Origin of the sequence: Anoxybacillus sp. UARK-01 (assembly GCF_002075365.1) — a bacterium.
Taxonomy (GTDB): Bacteria; Bacillota; Bacilli; order Bacillales; family Anoxybacillaceae; genus Anoxybacteroides; species Anoxybacteroides rupiense.
In genome coordinates this window covers 41,759-60,732 of sequence record NZ_NASY01000030.1, presented here as the reverse complement: position 1 = coordinate 60,732, position 18,974 = coordinate 41,759, and the positions used below count along the sequence as shown (strand labels likewise).

The 18,974-nt window shown below is 43.4% G+C and carries 17 protein-coding genes; all 17 read left to right on the top strand.

What is annotated here, in order from left to right; translation table 11 throughout:
* Window positions 1-81 precede the first annotated feature (81 nt).
* The 17 genes from B6A27_RS04230 to B6A27_RS04150 all read left to right on the top strand — a co-directional run bounded on the left by B6A27_RS04230 (window position 82) and on the right by B6A27_RS04150 (window position 18,857).
* On the top strand, window positions 82-4,389 hold the full coding sequence (locus B6A27_RS04230; protein ID WP_080860398.1) for a PolC-type DNA polymerase III: 4,308 nt from the start codon (window positions 82-84) through the stop codon (window positions 4,387-4,389).
* Window positions 4,390-4,566: 177 nt separating this feature from the next.
* Entirely contained in the window at window positions 4,567-5,040 is a 474-nt protein-coding gene (gene rimP, locus B6A27_RS04225) for a ribosome maturation factor RimP (protein ID WP_066147283.1), read from the top strand.
* A 34-nt stretch (window positions 5,041-5,074) separates the two neighbouring features.
* Complete coding sequence (gene nusA, locus B6A27_RS04220) at window positions 5,075-6,220, top strand: transcription termination factor NusA (protein WP_044746104.1); 1,146 nt, start codon at window positions 5,075-5,077, stop codon at window positions 6,218-6,220.
* 13 nt (window positions 6,221-6,233) lie between these two features.
* Window positions 6,234-6,524, top strand: a complete 291-nt coding sequence (gene rnpM, locus B6A27_RS04215; RefSeq protein WP_044746103.1) for an RNase P modulator RnpM — start codon at window positions 6,234-6,236, stop codon at window positions 6,522-6,524.
* Window positions 6,514-6,831, top strand: coding sequence for a YlxQ family RNA-binding protein (locus tag B6A27_RS04210; RefSeq protein ID WP_044746102.1), 318 nt, complete (start codon window positions 6,514-6,516; stop codon window positions 6,829-6,831). The genes rnpM and B6A27_RS04210 overlap by 11 nt, the downstream gene beginning before the upstream one ends.
* 4 nt (window positions 6,832-6,835) lie before the next feature.
* Complete coding sequence (gene infB, locus B6A27_RS04205) at window positions 6,836-9,010, top strand: translation initiation factor IF-2 (RefSeq protein WP_066147286.1); 2,175 nt, start codon at window positions 6,836-6,838, stop codon at window positions 9,008-9,010.
* On the top strand, window positions 9,007-9,285 hold the full coding sequence (locus B6A27_RS04200; RefSeq protein ID WP_044746100.1) for a DUF503 domain-containing protein: 279 nt from the start codon (window positions 9,007-9,009) through the stop codon (window positions 9,283-9,285). Before infB ends, B6A27_RS04200 begins: the two co-directional genes overlap by 4 nt.
* 14 nt (window positions 9,286-9,299) lie before the next feature.
* The gene (gene rbfA, locus B6A27_RS04195) at window positions 9,300-9,656 is read left to right on the top strand and encodes a 30S ribosome-binding factor RbfA (RefSeq protein ID WP_044746099.1); all 357 of its coding nucleotides are present in this window, start codon (window positions 9,300-9,302) and stop codon (window positions 9,654-9,656) included.
* 55 nt (window positions 9,657-9,711) lie between these two features.
* Complete coding sequence (gene truB, locus B6A27_RS04190; RefSeq protein ID WP_066147288.1) at window positions 9,712-10,620, top strand: tRNA pseudouridine(55) synthase TruB; 909 nt, start codon at window positions 9,712-9,714, stop codon at window positions 10,618-10,620.
* A gap of 35 nt (window positions 10,621-10,655) precedes the next feature.
* Window positions 10,656-11,639 carry a bifunctional riboflavin kinase/FAD synthetase gene (ribF, locus tag B6A27_RS04185; RefSeq protein ID WP_044746097.1) on the top strand — a complete coding sequence of 328 codons (984 nt, stop codon included), beginning with the start codon at window positions 10,656-10,658 and terminating at the stop codon, window positions 11,637-11,639.
* Between the two features lie 90 nt (window positions 11,640-11,729).
* A complete protein-coding gene (rpsO, locus tag B6A27_RS04180; RefSeq protein ID WP_044746096.1) occupies window positions 11,730-11,999 on the top strand; it encodes a 30S ribosomal protein S15 in 270 nt (89 codons plus the stop codon).
* A gap of 132 nt (window positions 12,000-12,131) precedes the next feature.
* The gene (gene pnp / locus B6A27_RS04175) at window positions 12,132-14,243 is read left to right on the top strand and encodes a polyribonucleotide nucleotidyltransferase (protein ID WP_080860396.1); all 2,112 of its coding nucleotides are present in this window, start codon (window positions 12,132-12,134) and stop codon (window positions 14,241-14,243) included.
* Between the two features lie 186 nt (window positions 14,244-14,429).
* Window positions 14,430-15,299, top strand: coding sequence for a polysaccharide deacetylase family protein (locus B6A27_RS04170; protein ID WP_139788064.1), 870 nt, complete (start codon window positions 14,430-14,432; stop codon window positions 15,297-15,299).
* Window positions 15,300-15,312: 13 nt separating this feature from the next.
* On the top strand, window positions 15,313-16,554 hold the full coding sequence (locus B6A27_RS04165; RefSeq protein ID WP_066147294.1) for a M16 family metallopeptidase: 1,242 nt from the start codon (window positions 15,313-15,315) through the stop codon (window positions 16,552-16,554).
* 90 nt (window positions 16,555-16,644) lie between these two features.
* Complete coding sequence (locus B6A27_RS04160) at window positions 16,645-16,887, top strand: YlmC/YmxH family sporulation protein (protein WP_044746092.1); 243 nt, start codon at window positions 16,645-16,647, stop codon at window positions 16,885-16,887.
* 467 nt (window positions 16,888-17,354) lie between these two features.
* Window positions 17,355-18,257: a dipicolinic acid synthetase subunit A gene (gene dpaA, locus B6A27_RS04155; protein WP_044746091.1), complete on the top strand. Its 903-nt coding sequence runs from the start codon at window positions 17,355-17,357 to the stop codon at window positions 18,255-18,257.
* Window positions 18,258-18,857 (top strand): dipicolinate synthase subunit B, encoded by a 600-nt coding sequence (locus B6A27_RS04150; RefSeq protein WP_044746090.1) that lies wholly within the window; start codon window positions 18,258-18,260, stop codon window positions 18,855-18,857.
* Window positions 18,858-18,974: the final 117 nt, after the last annotated feature.

Genomic DNA, 18,974 nt, shown 5'->3' with positions numbered 1-18,974 from the left:
TGTTGGGGCTGATTCCTGTCGGTAGGGCAGCCCTTCTGCTATTCACTTTCATTGAACAAGAGAGGAGAAACGATCGGCGTCATGTTAACGAACGAACAAAAAGAACGGTTTCAAGTATTATTGCAGCAACTTGACTTGACGGCTGACGAGATGGTTCCCTATTTTTCGGGGGCAGAGATTCAAAAGCTTGTTGTAGAAAAAGGAAACAAGTGCTGGCATTTTTATTTCTTGCTGCCGAAAATTTTGCCCCACCAAGTTTATCAGCTGTTCAGCACAAAGCTCGTTCAGACATTTCAACATATTGCCCATGTTAAACATACGATTCAAACGCTAGACTCTCAGTTTGCTCCTGAAGATGTTCAAGGATATTGGTCCACTTGCTTAGAGCAGCTGCAAGGAATCTCTTCGCCGCTTCTTGCTTTACTGCACGAGCAGCTTCCGTCTGTGACTGGAAACAAATTATATGTTACAGCTCGCAATGATGCAGAAGCGATTGCATTGAAGCGCCGGTTTGCTGCTAAAATCGCAGAAGTATATCAATCGTTTGGTTTTCCGTTTTTGCAGCTCGAGACGGACATCAAGCAATCGGAAAGCGAGTATGAGCAATTTTTGGAGCAAAAGCAGCAGGAAGATGAGGCAAGAGCCTTAGCGGCATTAACAGAAATGACAGCTAAGAAAGAAGCACCGGCTGAGACGGCTCCTGAAAGCTCTGGACCGCTTGTGCTCGGCTACTCCATCAAGGAGGAAGAGGTACGCACCCTTGACAGCATTACGGAAGAAGAACGTCGTGTTGTGGTGCAGGGATATATATTTGATGCTGAAGTAAAGGAGCTAAAAAGCGGACGTTCCTTGCTGACATTTAAAATGACGGACTATACCAACTCTATTCTTGTGAAAATGTTTTCGCGAGATAAAGAAGATGCTAGTGTAATGAGAAAAGTGAAAAAAGGAATGTGGGTCAAAGTAAGGGGCAGTGTACAAAACGATACGTTTGTACGCGATCTCGTATTATTGGCCAATGATGTCAATGAGATAAAGCCAAATGAACGGAAAGACACAGCCAACGAGGGAGAAAAGCGGGTTGAACTCCATCTTCATACACCGATGAGCCAAATGGATGCCGTCACATCTGTATCGAAACTGATTGAGCAAGCGAAAAAGTGGGGACATCCTGCGATTGCCGTCACTGATCATGCGGTTGTTCAGTCGTTTCCAGAAGCTTATAGCGCTGCGAAAAAGCACGGAATGAAAGTGCTGTACGGGGTGGAGGCCAACATTGTCGATGATGGAGTGCCGATTGCCTATAATGAAGCGCATCGGCCGCTATTGGAGGATACGTTTGTTGTATTTGACGTCGAAACGACAGGACTGTCGGCCATTTATAATACCATTATTGAGCTGGCAGCTGTAAAGGTGAGAGATGGAGAAATTATTGACCGTTTTACTTCATTTGCGAACCCTCACCATCCACTATCTGTAACAACGATTGAACTGACCGGCATTACAGATGATATGGTAAAGGACGCTCCTGATGCGGGAGAGGTGCTGCGTCAGTTTCATGAATGGATGGGAGACAGCGTCCTTGTTGCGCACAACGCGAGTTTTGATATTGGTTTTTTAAATGTTGGATTGAACAAAATTGGATTGCAAAAGGTAACCAATCCGGTTATTGACACACTGGAGCTGGCCCGCTTTTTATATCCGGAGCTAAAAAATCACCGTTTAAACACACTTTGTAAAAAATTCGATATCGAATTGACACAGCATCACCGTGCCATTTACGACGCTGAAGCGACGGGTCATTTGCTGATGAAAATGCTGAAGGATGCCCATAACAAAGGCATTGTTTATCATGATGAGCTGAACTTGCATTCAAAACAGGAAACTTCTTATCAGCGGCCGCGCCCATTTCATGTTACGCTCTTGGCACAAAATGATGTGGGGTTAAAAAACTTATTTAAGCTTGTTTCGCTGGCGCATATCCAGTATTTTTATCGTGTTCCTCGCATTCCGCGTTCGGTTTTGCAGAAGTATCGCGAAGGTATTTTAGTAGGATCTGGCTGCGACAAGGGCGAAGTGTTTGACAATATGATCCAAAAAGCTCCAGAGGAAGTCGAGGAAATCGCAAAATTCTATGATTTTCTTGAGGTTCACCCGCCAGAGGTCTATAAACCTTTGATCGAAATGGATTATGTCAAAGATGAAGCGATGCTTCGAGAGGTCATTAGCAAAGTGGTCGCGTTAGGGGAGAAGCTGAACATACCGGTTGTGGCTACAGGAAATGTCCATTACTTGAATCCGGAAGATAAAATTTACCGCAAAATATTAATTCACTCGCAAGCTGGGGCGAATCCGCTTAATCGTCACGAATTGCCGGACGTATATTTTCGAACGACGAACGAAATGCTCGAGTGCTTTTCGTTTTTAGGAGAAGAGAAAGCCAAAAAAATCGTCGTAACCAATACACAAAAAATCGCCGACTCTGTTGAAGAAGTAAAGCCGATTAAGGACCAGCTTTATACGCCGCGGATTGAGGGAGCAGAGGAAGAAATTCGTGAAATGAGCTATCGCCGGGCGAAAGACATATATGGAGATCCACTGCCGGAGATTGTTGAGCAGCGGCTGGAAAAAGAATTAAAAAGTATTATTGGCCATGGCTTTGCGGTTATTTATTTAATTTCTCATAAGCTTGTAAAAAAATCTCTAGATGACGGCTACCTTGTTGGCTCACGCGGGTCAGTCGGCTCATCGTTTGTAGCGACGATGACGGAAATTACGGAAGTGAATCCGCTCCCGCCTCATTATGTTTGTCCAAGCTGCAAGCACTCAGAGTTTTTTAATGACGGTTCCGTTGGATCCGGATTTGATTTGCCGGATAAAGACTGTCCAAAATGTGGAGCGAAGTACAAAAAGGACGGACATGACATCCCGTTTGAAACATTCCTTGGATTTAAAGGGGATAAAGTTCCGGACATCGATTTGAATTTTTCCGGTGAGTATCAGCCGCGCGCCCACAACTATACAAAAGTGCTGTTTGGAGAGGATAATGTATATCGCGCGGGAACGATTGGTACGGTGGCAGATAAAACAGCCTACGGATTTGTCAAAGGATATGCAAGCGATCGTAATTTAACGCTAAGGGGCGCTGAGGTGGATCGGCTTGTTGCGGGATGCACAGGGGTGAAGCGTACAACAGGACAGCATCCGGGCGGAATTATCGTTGTTCCTGACTATATGGATATTTATGACTTTACTCCGATACAGTATCCGGCTGATGATACAAGCTCGGAGTGGCGGACTACACATTTTGACTTTCACTCTATCCATGATAACTTATTAAAACTCGATATTCTCGGGCACGATGATCCGACCGTGATTCGGATGCTTCAAGATTTAAGCGGCATTGATCCCAAAACGATTCCAACGGACGATCCGGAAGTCATGAAAATTTTTAGCGGAACAGAATCGCTTGGAGTGACACCGGAGCAAATTATGTGCAATGTCGGAACATTAGGCATTCCGGAATTCGGCACCCGTTTTGTGCGGCAAATGCTTGAGGAGACGAAACCAAAAACATTCTCTGAGCTCGTTCAAATATCGGGGCTGTCTCATGGGACAGATGTTTGGCTTGGTAATGCGCAAGAATTGATTCATAATGGCATCTGTACGTTATCAGAAGTGATTGGCTGCCGTGATGACATTATGGTTTATTTGATTTATCGAGGGCTGGAGCCGTCGCTAGCGTTCAAAATTATGGAATCCGTCCGCAAAGGAAAAGGATTAACGCCAGAATTTGAAGAAGAAATGCGTAAACACGATGTGCCAGAATGGTATATCGAATCGTGCAAAAAAATCAAATACATGTTTCCGAAGGCGCATGCTGCTGCATACGTGCTAATGGCGGTAAGGATTGCCTATTTTAAAGTCCATCATCCGCTGCTCTATTATGCATCGTATTTTACAGTCCGCGCAGAGGATTTCGATCTTGATGTCATGGTCAAAGGCTCTGCTGCCATTCGCAAGCGTATTGAGGAAATTAATGCGAAAGGTCTCGATGCATCTGCTAAAGAAAAAAGCTTGCTGACTGTACTAGAAATTGCTTTGGAAATGTGTGAGCGCGGTTTTTCATTTCAAAACATTGATCTGTATCGTTCGCAAGCAGCTGAATTTGTCATTGATGGAAACTCGCTAGTCCCGCCATTTAATACGATCCCAGGTCTTGGGACTAACGTGGCCTTGAGTATTGTGCGAGCTCGAGAAGAGGGCGAATTTCTCTCAAAAGAAGATTTACAGCAACGCGGAAAAGTATCGAAAACGATTCTTGAATATTTAGAGAGCCGCGGTTGTCTCGACTCTTTGCCTGACCATAACCAACTTTCCTTATTCTAGTCATCGGTTGCAAAACATTTTCCAATATGTTATAGTTTTAGGGGAAATGGCAAAGATAAGAGGTAAGAAAAGAGTGGGGAAACCCACTCTTTCGTATTGATTATAGCTTCCTGTCGATAAAGCGAATGGCGTTCTTAGGACGGCAAGTGAAGGATTTTTCGGTTTAGGAGGGACAAAATGAGCAAAAAAGTTACAGAAGTGGTGGGAGAATTAGTAACACCAATTCTTAACGACATGAACCTCGAATTAGTGGATATTGAGTACGTAAAAGAGGGGAAAAATTGGTTTTTGCGTGTGTTTATTGATTCAGAACAGGGAATTGATATTGAACAATGCGGGATCGTTAGTGAGAAACTGAGCGAAAAACTAGACGAGGTTGACCCGATTCCATACAATTATTTCCTGGAAGTGTCATCTCCGGGAGCGGAACGTCCGTTAAAAAAAGCCGCTGATTTTGCGAAGGCTGTCGGAAAAAATGTCTATATAAAAACATATGAACCGATTGAAGGAGAAAAGGAATTCGAAGGCGAACTTACTGCTTTTGATGGCGAGACAGCCACCATAACGGTGAAACAAAAGACGCGGACAAAAACGATCGATATCCCGTATGAAAAAATTGCCAACGCAAGGCTTGCCGTCATCTTTTTCTAATGTGCAGCTAAATGTAAAGGGGGATTTTCGTTTCATGAATACGCAACTATTGGATGCTTTGGCGGCTCTTGTAAAAGAAAAAGGCATTAGCCAAGAAGTGTTAGTCGAAGCGATTGAAGCGGCGATTATTTCCGCATATAAGCGCAACTTCGGACAGGCGCAAAATGTGCGCGTCGATTTTAATATGGATACAGGATCTATTCGAGTGTTTGCACGCAAAGAGGTCGTAGAGGAAGTATATGATTCTCGTTTAGAAATTTCCATCGATGAAGCACGAAGCATCAACCCGAACTACCAAGTCGGAGATATTGTCGAAATAGAAGTGACGCCAAAGGATTTTGGCCGCATCGCTGCCCAAACAGCGAAGCAAGTCGTAACCCAGCGGGTACGCGAAGCAGAGCGCGGAGTGATCTATTCCGAGTTTATGGATCGTGAAGAAGATATTATGACTGGAATTGTTCAGCGTGTGGATCCTCGCTTTGCTTATGTGAGCTTAGGGAAGGTTGAAGCATTGCTTCCGGCAAGCGAGCAAATGCCAAATGAAACTTACCGTCCTCACGACCGTTTAAAGGTATATATTACAAAAGTTGAAAAAACAACAAAAGGGCCGCAAATTTTTGTATCTCGCACACATCCAGGCCTTCTTAAGCGCTTGTTTGAGCTTGAAGTGCCAGAAATTTATGACGGAACGGTTGAGATCAAATCAATCGCTAGAGAAGCGGGGGACCGTTCTAAAATTTCCGTGCATTCTGATCAGCCAGAAGTCGATCCTGTTGGAGCATGCGTGGGACCAAAAGGACAGCGTGTCCAAGCGGTGGTCGACGAGCTTAAAGGTGAAAAAATTGATATTGTCCGCTGGTCTGAAGATCCAGTAGAATTTGTGGCTAATGCGTTAAGCCCAGCGAAAGTGCTTAGTGTCATCGTCAATGAAGAAGAACGGGCAACAACTGTTATTGTCCCTGATTATCAGCTGTCTTTGGCAATCGGCAAGCGTGGGCAAAACGCTCGTTTAGCCGCTAAATTGACGAATTGGAAAATCGACATTAAAAGCGAATCAGAAGCAGAGCAGTTAGGGATCGCATACGTTCCGAACCGTTCGCTTGATTCTTTTGACACACCGTTAAATAATGAAGATGAGCATGACCAAACATTCGATTTACCAAAAGAAGAAATCGAGTGAGAGGTGAGCAAATATGGCGGTTCAAAAAAAAATTCCGATGCGCAAATGTATTGTGACTGGAGAAATGAAGCCAAAAAAACAAATGATCCGCATTGTCCGCTCAAAGGAAGGGGACGTTTCCATTGACCCGACCGGCAAAAAAGCGGGACGGGGAGCCTATATCACGTTGGAAAAGGAATGCATTTTGCTTGCGAAAAAGAAAAATGTTTTAGCCCATCATTTGAAAGCAGAAATTGCGGAGTCTTTGTATGATGAGCTGCTTGAACTAGCAGAAAGGGAGAATGAAGCAAAGAATGGGCAATAAACAATGGACATCATTGCTTGGATTAGCAAACCGAGCTCGTAAAATTGTTTCTGGCGAAGAGCTGGTTGTCAAAGAGATTCGTAGCGGAAGAGCGAAACTTGTCATTTTATCAGAAGATGCTGCCGCTAATACAAGAAAAAAAATTCAAGACAAATGCACATCATATGAGGTTCCTTTATGCCAAGCGACTGATCGCTATGAGCTTGGAAGGGCGATTGGCAAGGACGCTCGTGTAGTCGTCGCCGTCATCGACGAAGGGTTTGCAAAAAAGTTAATGACGATGTTCGACGTATCATTGTGGGGGTGAATCTATGTCTAAAATGCGTGTATATGAGTACGCAAAACAAAATAACGTTTCTAGCAAAGACATCATTCATAAATTGAAAGAAATGAATATTGAAGTTTCAAATCATATGGCTACACTGGAGCCAGAAGTGGTTGAAAAATTGAACCATACGTATAAGAAAAATGAAGAAAAACAAAAAAACGCGGCAAAAGAAACGCAAAATGTAGCGGTGAAGCCAAAAGGGACCATTCGCGATTTTGATGACGAAGAAGCCGTGGCGAAGAAAGTGCCAATTAAAAAGGCAGTCGTGAAAAACAAAGAAAGCAAAAAGCATGATTTACAAAGCCAGCAACAGGAGAAAAAGGTGTTTACACATAAAAAAAATAAAAAACAAAAAAGCTATGAAGCTCCTCAACAAGAGGTGCAAAAGAAAAAAGAAAAAGAGCTTCCGCAAAAAATTACATTTGAAGGTTCTTTAACCGTTGCTGAATTAGCGAAAAAGTTAGGAAGAGAGCCGTCAGAAATCATTAAAAAGCTGTTTATGCTTGGAATTATGGCAACTATTAACCAAGACCTAGATAAAGATGCCATCGAATTAATTTGTTCCGATTACGGTGTAGAAGTTGAAGAGAAAATTGTGATTGACGAAACGGATTTTGAATCATTGGAAATTGTCGACGATCCAGCTGATCTAGTAGAGCGTCCGCCGGTCGTGACGATTATGGGGCACGTTGACCACGGAAAAACGACGCTTCTTGATTCGATTCGCAACTCAAAAGTAACAGAGCAGGAAGCGGGCGGCATTACGCAGCATATCGGAGCATACCAAGTGCTCGTCAATAATAAAAAGATTACGTTTCTAGATACTCCTGGCCACGAAGCCTTTACCACGATGCGCGCACGGGGAGCGCAAGTGACAGACATCGTTATTCTTGTCGTGGCTGCAGACGATGGCGTGATGCCGCAAACGGTCGAAGCGATTAACCACGCGAAAGCGGCAAACGTGCCAATCATCGTAGCGGTTAATAAAGTCGACAAGCCGACGGCTAATCCAGATCGCGTCATGCAGGAGCTGGTGGAATACAATCTTGTGCCGGAAGAATGGGGCGGCGATACAATTTATTGTAAGCTGTCTGCTTTAACTGGCGAAGGAATCGATAATTTATTGGAAATGATTTTGCTTGTTAGCGAAATGGAGGAGCTAAAAGCAAATCCAAAACGCCGGGCGATCGGAACAGTGGTTGAGGCTAAGCTTGATAAAGGAAGAGGTCCTGTTGCCACGTTGCTCGTGCAAACAGGTACGCTGCATATCGGCGATCCGATTGTGGTCGGAAACACATATGGACGTGTACGGGCGATGACCAATGATGTCGGCCGCCGTGTAAAGGAGGCAGGTCCTTCCACTCCAGTGGAGATTACAGGCTTAAATGAAGTGCCGCAAGCGGGCGATCGCTTTATGGTATTTGAAGATGAGAAAAAAGCGCGACAAGTGGGAGAAGCAAGGGCGCAAAAACAATTACTTGAACAGCGAAGCTCTAAAACCCGCGTCAGCTTAGATGATTTGTTTGAGAAAATCAAGCAAGGGGAAATGAAAGAGCTCAATATCATTGTAAAAGCAGATGTTCAAGGATCTGTTGAAGCGTTAGTGGCTGCGTTGCAAAAAATTGATATCGAAGGCGTTCGCGTGAAAATCATTCATTCAGGCGTTGGGGCCGTTACGGAATATGATATTATGCTTGCTTCGGCGTCCAATGCTATCGTGATTGGCTTTAACGTTCGTCCTGATGCAAATGCAAAACGGGTAGCGGAATCGGAAAAAGTGGATATTCGCTTGCACCGCATTATTTACAAAGTAATTGAAGAGATTGAAGCAGCGATGAAAGGAATGCTTGATCCGGAATATGAAGAAAAAGTCATCGGTCAAGCGGAAGTTCGTCAAACGTTCAAAGTATCAAAAGTGGGGACGATTGCAGGATGTTATGTCACGGACGGCAAAATCACGCGCGATAGCAGCGTTCGTCTCATTCGTCAAGGCGTTGTCGTATACGAAGGGCAAATTGATACGCTTAAGCGCTTCAAAGATGATGTGAAAGAAGTTGCACAAGGATATGAGTGCGGGGTTACGATTAAAAACTTCAACGACATAAAAGAAGGCGATGTTATCGAAGCCTATGTGATGCAGGAAGTCGAACGGAAATGATTGGTTACCTCCAATGCGAGTGCGTCATTTACGATGCCCAATCACTAAAAGAAAAAAGAGCCGTGTTGCAACGAATAATCACACGGCTCAAGCAAAAATATAATATATCAGTAGCCGAAATCGATTACCAAGATTTATGGCAGCGAACGAAGCTTGGGATTGTAGCGATTACAGCTGACCGATCCGCAACTGAAAGAGAGCTTCGTTTCGCGCTGCAATTGATCGATTCATTTCCGGAAATTGAACGGACGGTTACAACATTTGATTGGCTTTAGTCGAGGTGATAAAAATGAGTTTGCGGGCTACGCGTATTGGTGAACAAATGAAAAAAGAGTTGAGCGATATTATCGGTCGCAAACTTAAAGATCCGCGCATCGGTTTTGTAACCGTAACAGATGTGCGCGTGACGGGCGATTTACAGCAGGCCAAGGTATATATTAGCGTGCTTGGCGATGAAGAGCAGCGCCAAAATACGCTAAAAGGGCTAGCGAAAGCAAAGGGCTTTATTCGCTCGGAAATCGGCCAGCGCATTCGTTTGCGGAAAACACCGGAAATTTATTTTGAAATTGACGAATCAATCGATTATGGCAACCGCATTGAATCGTTAATTCGGGAAATTTCTCAAGAAAATAACGATGAGAAATAATGGATAGACGCGCGGTCTATCCATTTTCATTATGTGCAAAAAAGAGGTGGCAAAAATGGACGGGGTGCTTTTATTACATAAACCAGCGGGAATGACATCACACGATTGTGTTTTTCGGATTCGCCGACTTTTGCAGGTCAAAAAGGTAGGACATACAGGTACGCTAGATCCGGATGTGTCTGGCGTGCTGCCTATTTGCATCGGCAAAGCAACAAGAATTGCCGAATTTTTGACTGCGGATCAAAAAACATATGAGGGAGAAGTTACGTTAGGGACAGCGACGACAACAGAGGATGCTTCTGGTGAAATCATAGCTGTCAAAAAAGTGGATCGTCTGATTCGTCGTCCGGAAATTGAAGATGTTTTTCAACAGCTGACAGGAACGATTAAGCAAACGCCGCCCATGTATTCCGCTGTGAAGGTAAACGGAAAAAAATTGTACGAATATGCGCGGGCGGGAATGGAAGTGGAGCGGCCGACGCGCATTATCACCATTCACGAACTTGTCTTATTGGACGAAAAAGATACATTTTCCGGAGATGCGGTTTCGTTTCGTTTCCGTGTCACATGCAGCAAAGGAACGTATGTCCGTACGCTGGCCGTAATGATCGGGGAACGGCTCGGATATCCGGCTCACATGTCCCATTTAGTGCGGGTTGCTTCCGGACCATTTTTATTAGAACAATGTGTGACATTTGCGGAAATTGAAAAGCAACTAGCCGCTGGACGTATCGATAAACTGCTGTTGCCTATCGAAAAAGCGCTTTTTCATTTGCCGAAATATCAAATTAATGATAAAGTAGCAGAGAAAGTAAAAAACGGTGCGGTTTTACCGCTTCCCGACAGGCTGCAATCGGTAGATGAGCCAGTGCTTATGGTAGACGAGCAAAATCAAGCGCTCGCCCTTTACTGCAAGCATCCGGCTAAACCGCAAATGATTAAACCGCTCAAAGTGTTTCACTGAGCAAGAGAGCGAAAGGCAGAAGGTGAAGAACAAGCATGGAAACACGATTCATCACATATCCCCATTATCAAAAAAGAGAAGATTTTCCGCCAACGGTGATGGCTTTAGGTTATTTTGATGGTGTTCATCTTGGGCATCAAGAGGTCATTCGAACAGCTGTTCATTTAGCGGCGGAAAACGGATATAAAAGTGCTGTGATGACGTTCCATCCGCATCCCTCCATCGTGCTAGGAAAAAAAGAGCAGCACGTACAGCTGATTACTCCCTTGAAGGAAAAAGAACGGCAAATGGCTCGTCTAGGTGTAGATTATTTATACATCGTAGAATTTACACCTTCATTTGCTGAACTGCTTCCACAGCAATTTGTTGACGAGTACATTATTGATTTTCACGTGAAACATGTCGTAGCAGGCTTCGATTTTACGTATGGACGGCTGGGAAAAGGGACGATGGAGACGATCCCTTTTCATTCTCGGGAGCAATTTGCCCATACAGTGATTCCAAAGCTAACCCGAAACGGGGAAAAGATTAGCTCCACCTATATTCGCCGCCTTTTAAAAGACGGAGAAGTTCAGCAGCTTCCTGAATTGCTTGGCCGTTTTTATACGATCGAAGGAACGGTGATTGATGGCGAAAAGCGGGGAAGAACGATTGGTTTTCCAACCGCAAACATTGAACCGGAAGATGATTATCTTTTGCCGGCGCTAGGGGTTTATGCGGTGAAAGTGAGGATAGGAAACGAAACATTTGCAGGGGTTTGCAATGTAGGATACAAACCAACATTCCATCGTGACCGCCAAGGAAGGCCTAGCATCGAAGTCCACATTTTTCATTTTTCCAGAGAGATTTATGGAGAAACAGTCACAATTGAGTGGCATAAGCGGCTGCGGAGTGAGCAAAAATTTGCAAGTGTGGAACAATTAGTAGAACAAATCGAACGAGATAAGGAAAGAGCGGAAGATTATTTTCGAAAAATCAAGGAAAATACTTGCATTTTACCGCGAAAAGATGTATTCTAATAAAGGTATGTAAAATAACCATTGCTTGGCAGAGCGTATCACCGGCGCTTGCTAGGTAATTGGGGTTTCATAATGAGGAGGTGAACAAGGATGGCATTAACGCAAGAGCGCAAAAATGAAATTATTACCCAGTACAAAATTCATGAAACAGACACTGGTTCTCCAGAGGTACAAATTGCTATCCTTACTGAGCAAATCAACAACTTGAATGAACATTTACGCGTTCATAAAAAAGACCATCATTCACGTCGCGGACTGTTGAAAATGGTCGGTAAGCGCCGTAACCTGCTTACGTATTTACGTAATAAAGATGTTACGCGTTATCGTGAGCTAATTAACAAACTTGGATTACGTCGATAAGGAAAAAGCGGGAGCATTCCCGCTTTTTTGCTAGTTATATAAAGGTTGTTGATAACGGGATAGTTATTCGTTCATACTATTAAAGAGGAATCATTTATTTTGATTTGTACATAGAGAGGAGTACTCATCTGTATGGAGCAAGAAAAACAAGTATTTTCCATGGATTGGGCGGGACGGCCGCTTGTCGTGGAAATAGGTCAATTAGCAAAACAAGCAAACGGTGCTGTGCTTGTTCGTTACGGTGATACCGTCGTATTAAGCACAGCGACCGCATCGAAAGAAGCAAAAAGTGTAGACTTCTTTCCGTTAACCGTGAATTATGAAGAACGCCTCTACGCAGTCGGAAAAATTCCGGGAGGATTTATTAAGCGTGAAGGTCGCCCAAGCGAAAAAGCGATTTTGGCAAGCAGGCTGATCGATCGTCCGATTCGTCCGTTATTTGCGGAAGGGTTTCGTAACGAAGTGCAAATTGTCTCAATGGTGATGAGCGTTGATCAAGACTGCTCTCCAGAAATGGCTGCCATGTTTGGATCTTCGCTGGCGTTGATGGTTTCGGATATTCCGTTTGAAGGACCGATTGCCGGCGTCACGGTTGGTCGTGTCGATGGAAACTTTGTAATTAATCCGTCTGTTGAACAAACAGAAAAAAGTGACATTCAGCTTGTTGTGGCTGGAACAAAAGATGCGATTAACATGGTTGAAGCGGGAGCTGACGAGGTTCCGGAAGAAGTGATGCTGGAAGCGATCATGTTCGGCCATGAAGAAATTAAACGGCTGATTGCTTTTCAAGAAGAGATTACGGCACAAATCGGCAAAGAAAAAATGGAAGTTGCATTATATGAGCTAGATTCCCAGCTGGAGGCCGATATCCGCGCGCTTGCCGAGGCGGAAATTAAACGGGCTGTTCAGGTTCCGGAAAAACTTGCCCGCGAAGCAGCAATTGATGAAGTAAAGGCGGGAGTAATTGCCAAATATGAAGAGCAAGAGGCCGATGAAGAAACATTAAAACAAGCCAATGAAATTTTACATAAGCTTGTTAAAGAAGAAGTACGCCGTCTCATTACAGAAGAAAAAATTCGTCCGGATGGCCGGAAAATTGATGAAATTCGCCCGCTTTCTTCAGCAGTAGGGCTCTTGCCTCGCACGCATGGTTCGGGACTGTTTACGCGTGGACAAACACAGGCGTTAAGTGTTTGCACTTTAGGCGCGCTTGGCGATGTGCAAATTTTAGACGGGCTCGGCATTGAAGAGACCAAACGATTTATGCATCACTATAATTTTCCGCCATTTTCTGTCGGGGAAACGGGAGCGATACGCAGTCCGGGGCGCCGTGAAATCGGACATGGAGCTTTAGGAGAACGGGCGTTAGAGCCAGTGATCCCGTCTGAAAAAGAGTTTCCATATACGATTCGCCTTGTTTCAGAGGTCTTGGAATCGAACGGTTCTACCTCTCAAGCCAGTATTTGTGCTAGCACATTGGCAATGATGGATGCAGGGGTACCGATTAAAGCGCCAGTGGCAGGTATTGCGATGGGACTTGTCAAAAGCGGCGATCATTATACCATTTTAACAGATATCCAAGGTATGGAAGACCATCTTGGCGATATGGACTTCAAAGTGGCGGGAACGGAAAAAGGTGTAACCGCTCTGCAAATGGATATTAAAATTAAAGGATTATCGCGTGAAATTTTAGAAGAAGCCTTACAACAGGCGAAAAAAGGCCGCATGGACATTTTAAAACATATGATGCAAACCATCAGCGAGCCAAGAAAAGAGCTTTCTAAATATGCACCAAAAATTTTAACCATGCAGATCAATCCTGATAAAATCCGCGATGTCATTGGACCAAGCGGCAAGCAAATTAATAAAATTATCGAAGAAACAGGAGTTAAGATCGATATTGAACAAGACGGAACCATCTTTATTTCTTCAGTGAACGAAGAAATGAATCAGAAAGCGAAGAAAATTATTGAGGATATCGTGCGCGAAGTAGAAGTGGGACAAATTTATTTAGGAAAAGTGAAACGCATTGAAAAATTTGGTGCATTCGTCGAATTATTTAGCGGCAAAGACGGTCTTGTCCATATTTCTGAGCTGGCTGAGGAACGCGTTGGCAAAGTAGAAGATGTCGTCTCCATCGGCGATGAAGTTTTAGTGAAGGTTACAGAAATCGATAAGCAAGGCAGGGTCAACTTGTCGAGAAAAGCGGTATTACGTGAACAAAAGGAGAAGCAGAATCAATAAGGGAGCCTCAGGACCAGCCTCAGGCTTCTTTGTTGTTTATAATCAGTTCTATCTTGTCCTCTCTCGACATATTTGTAATAAAAAAAGAGGGGGGGATGAGCGATTTATAAGCGCTACGTAGTTTGGCTGATAGCTGCTTTTTTATTTGCGTGGGGCATTGCCAGCCAGCCGTCTGTCAATCAATATATGAATTCGTTAAAAGCAGGTAGCACAGAAGTAGCAAAAATGCGGGATAAGCTTTATATGGAAATTCAAACGAAGGCAAAGCGGTATGAAATCCCTCCGCAAGATGCTGTAATTGATCGAGTCTGGAAGGCGATTCCTGGGTATAATGGGTTAAAAGTGAATGTGGAAGCTTCTTATCAGAACATGAAAAAGGATGGTACTTTCGACAAACGCAAGCTTGTATACGAACAAATTTCTCCGAAGGTACACTTAAAGGATTTACCGCCTGAAGCTATTTATCGCGGCCATCCAGAAAAACCGATGGTTACCTTCTTGGTGAATGTCGCATGGGGAAATGAATATATCCCTAAAATGCTGGAGGTTTTGAAAAAATATAACGTTCAGGCGACCTTTTTTCTTGAAGGGCGTTGGGTAAAAAATTATCCGGATATGGCAAAAATGATTGCAGATGCGGGTCAGGAGATCGGCAATCATTCGTATAGCCATCCTGATTTAAAAACTATGAGCAATGAGGCGATTCGCCGAGAGCTGAAAAAAACAAACGAGGTTATAGAAGCAACGACAGGGGTAAAATGCAAATGGTTTGCTCCTCCAAGCGGAAGTTATCGAGATGATGTCGTAAAAATTGCCCACGATTTAAAGATGGGAACCATTATGTGGAGTGTTGATACAATTGATTGGCAAAAACCATCGCCATCTGTTATAGTGGAACGGGTAACATCTAAACTTCATCCTGGCGCCATCATTTTAATGCATCCAACATTATCAACAGCAGAGGCCTTAGAACCGCTCATTAAAGCCATTAAACAAAAATATGAAATTGGTAACGTATCAATGCTGCTAGATGAAAAAAGAATTGTACAAAAATAGGAGGAACGCTGATTTGATTAACAAGTACACATGCCAAAATGGGGTACGTATTGTACTAGAACAAATTCCAACAGTGCGTTCAGTTGCGATTGGCATATGGATTGGAACGGGCTCTCGCAATGAATGTGAACAAAGCAATGGGATTTCCCATTTTTTAGAACATATGTTTTTTAAAGGGACCAAAACGCACACAGCGCGGGAAATTGCTGAAGCGTTTGACAGCATTGGGGGACAGGTCAACGCATTTACTTCAAAAGAGTATACGTGCTATTACGCAAAGGTCTTAGATGAGCATGCTCAGTTTGCCCTTGATATGCTTGCTGATATGTTTTTCCATTCCACTTTTGTCGACGAAGAGCTGCAAAAAGAGCGGAATGTCGTGCTTGAGGAAATTAAAATGTATGAAGACACGCCAGATGATATAGTACATGATTTATTAAGCAAAGCATGCTATGCTTCTCATCCGCTTGGCTATCCGATTTTAGGAACGGAACAAGCCTTGCGCACATTTACAGGCGATTCTTTGCGCAAGTACATGGCCGATTACTATACTCCTGACAGAATCGTTATTTCTGTAGCAGGAAATGTGAAAGAGAGCTTTATCCAAGAAATCGAAGCATATTTCGGTACGTTTACAGCGAAGCAGCGCACTGAACGTCCACTTGTGCCGACGTTCCATCCGCAGAAATTAGCTCGCCAAAAGGAGACGGAGCAGGCTCACTTATGCATCGGGTTTAATGGCTTGCCAATTGGCCATTCTGATATTTATAGCTTAATTATTCTTAATAATATTTTAGGGGGGAGCATGAGCAGCCGCCTCTTCCAAGAAGTGCGTGAACAGCGCGGCTTGGCCTATTCTGTTTTCTCCTACCACTCTTCCTACGAAGACGGCGGGCTTTTAGCGATTTATGGCGGAACGGGAAGCAGCCAATTAGATGTTCTTTTTGAAACGATTCAAGAGACGGTTCGGAAGCTGAAAGAAGATGGAATTACGGCAAAGGAGTTGCAAAATAGCAAAGAGCAAATGAAAGGAAGCTTAATGCTTAGCTTGGAAAGCACAAACAGCCGAATGAGCCGCAATGGTAAAAACGAACTTCTCCTTGGCCGCCATCGCTCGCTTGATGAAATTATTGAGGAGATTAATCAAGTCAGCGCAGATGATGTTAATGAGATGGCACAGAAAATTTTCAGCGAAGATTATGCAGTGGCGTTAATCAGCCCAAGTGGACAACTGCCAGCGGCGCTGCAAAGCTAATAAAAATGCCTGCAAAAATCAATTGCAGGCATTTTTTTATGAATGACAACTTACAATGATAAAAAGGCATGAAAAAGGAGTGCATAGGCAATGAGGCTAAGCGAGCTAAGCGGAAAGGAAATTGTTGATGTCAGAAGGGCGGAACGATTAGGGGTGCTTGGGCAGACAGATCTTGAAATTAATGAGCAAACAGGGCACATTCAAGCGTTATTAATTCCAACAGGAAAGTGGTTTGGATTTCGAAAAGAAGGCAATGAGATTCGGGTTCCTTGGAACTATATTAGAAAAATTGGCACAGACATGATTATCATTGATTTTCCCGATGAATCATGATGTGCATGACGATTTATAGAGGTTCGGATAAAAAATCGGCATCAATAAAAAACGAAAATAGTTCAATCAATGAGAAGAAACACCACTATATATAAATGATTCATGATTTAGGCATAAGATTTATTTGCCAATGATAGAAATCCACTAGCCTCAAGAGCAAGGGCCCTTTTTGACGGCTGAAAACAAGTCCGTAACTTGTATTAGTCATGTTACATCAGGATCGTGCACTGGCCGTCATCGCGGACTCTTTACCTGCTCATTTGCGAGGAATTGTTGACACAACCAATGGAATTGATTATAAGCTACACTGGATTACGCTGTTAAATGGAAAATGACGAAAAGGAGCAGGGCGAATTCTCGCCATGCTCCTTTATTATTTGCTCTATTCACCTATTTTTATCTTTTACATAAGATGTGAAAGAGGCATTGTCAATCAATATGAGTTTTTATAAAGAAGGTGAAAATGCATGATGCTGACAGGGATGCACGTAGCTGTCATTGGCGGAGATGCGAGGCAGCTAGAAGTGATTCGCAAATTAACAGAATTGGATGCAAAATTATCCCTTATTGGCTTTGATCAGCTTGCCCATAGCTTTACTGGTGCTACGAAAACGTCGATTGATGAAATCGATGTTTCTGATTTAGATGCAATCATTTTGCCTGTTCATGGCACAGGTTTAGATGGAAAAGTCAATACCATTTTTTCCAATGAACCGATTTTTATTACAGAGGAGCTTCTCTTACAAACCCCGAAACATTGTACCGTTTATACCGGAATCAGTAATAGCTACTTAGATGAACTTATGGAAGCAACTCAGCGAAAGTATGTGCAGTTGTTTGAGCGGGATGATGTGGCGATTTACAATTCCATTCCCACCGCTGAAGGGACGATTATGATTGTGATTCAGCATACAGATTTTACGATTCACGGTTCACGCGTCGCCGTTTTAGGATTGGGGAGAGTTGGCATGACCGTTGCCCGCACATTCGCTGCATTAGGAGCGAAAGTGAAAGTAGGCGCACGACGAAGCGAGCATCTTGCACGAATAAGTGAAATGGGGTTTGAACCGTTCCAGTTGCAAGATATTGAAAAGGCAGTGCAGGATATCGATATATGCATTAACACGATTCCGACGATGATTGTGACCGCCAGTGTCATATCGAAAATGCCCGCCCATACACTCATTGTCGATTTAGCCTCAAAGCCTGGGGGAACGGATTTTCGTTATGCTGAAAAACGAGGAATTAAGGCGTTATTGGCACCGGGATTGCCAGGTGTAGTCGCCCCGAAAACGGCAGGACAAATTCTGGCAAATGTTTTATCACAGCTATTATTAAATGATTTAACGAAACGAAAGGAGAAAAAATAAATGAGTGTAAAAGGAAAGCGCATCGGCTTTGGTTTAACGGGCTCTCATTGCACATATGATGCTGTCATACCGGAAATTGAAAAACTTGTAAAAGAAGGGGCAGAAGTGTTGCCAATTATTACTTACACGGTGAAAACAACAGATACAAGATTCGGAGAAGGGGAGGAGTGGGTAAAAAAGCTAGAAGAAATAACAGGGAACAAAGTGATTGATACCATTGTTAAAGCGGAGCCACTCGGCCCCAAAATTCCTCTTGATTGTATGGTCATTGCCCCGTTAACAGGCAACTCTATGAGCAAGCTCGCTAATGCATTGACGGATTCTCCCGTGTTGATGGCCGCCAAGGCAACAATGAGGAATCATCGTCCGGTTGTAGTGGGGATTTCAACAAATGATGCCCTAGGATTAAATGGAGTCAATTTAATGCGACTTATGGCAGCCAAAAACATCTATTTTATTCCATTTGGCCAAGATGCACCATATACGAAGCCGAATTCGATGGTGGCTAAAATGTCGCTGTTGCGTGATACAGTGGTTGCTGCACTTGAAGGAAAACAGCTACAGCCAGTGATCATTGAAAAATATCGTGATGCAGATTAATAAATAATCAATAAAAAGAAAATTTATGCATATAAATAAAAAGTTTCTCTCCTTTAAAGATGAATATGTTAAAATAAAAACTATCGAAATGGATGCAGCTTATTGACTAGTTGGAAG